Origin of the sequence: Corynebacterium sp. HMSC034H07 (genome assembly GCF_001815175.1) — a bacterium.
Classification (GTDB): domain Bacteria; phylum Actinomycetota; class Actinomycetes; order Mycobacteriales; family Mycobacteriaceae; genus Corynebacterium; species Corynebacterium hiratae.
Genome location: NZ_KV819508.1, coordinates 1 through 474, shown reverse-complemented (window position 1 = coordinate 474; position 474 = coordinate 1). Strand labels below are relative to the sequence as shown.

Genomic DNA, 474 nt, shown 5'->3' with positions numbered 1-474 from the left:
CCCGCACCTTCCGGTACGGGTACCTTGTTACGACTTCGTCCCAATCGCCGATCCCACCTTCGACAGCTCCCTAACAAGTTTAGGCCACTGGCTTCGGGTGTTACCAACTTTCATGACGTGACGGGCGGTGTGTACAAGGCCCGGGAACGTATTCACCGCAGCGTTGCTGATCTGCGATTACTAGCGACTCCGACTTCATGGGGTCGAGTTGCAGACCCCAATCCGAACTAAGGCCGGCTTTCAGCGATTCGCTCCACCTCACAGTGTCGCTGCGCGTTGTACCGACCATTGTAGCATGTGTGAAGCCCTGGACATAAGGGGCATGATGATTTGACGTCATCCCCACCTTCCTCCGAGTTAACCCCGGCAGTCTCTCATGAGTCCCCAACCAAATGCTGGCAACATAAGACAAGGGTTGCGCTCGTTGCGGGACTTAACCCAACATCTCACGACACGAGCTGACGACAACCATGC

1 rRNA gene is annotated in these 474 nt (G+C 55.9%); it reads right to left on the bottom strand.

Going from position 1 to position 474, the window contains the following annotated elements:
- Nucleotides 1–474, bottom strand: a 16S ribosomal RNA gene (locus HMPREF3009_RS03210); the annotation flags it as partial.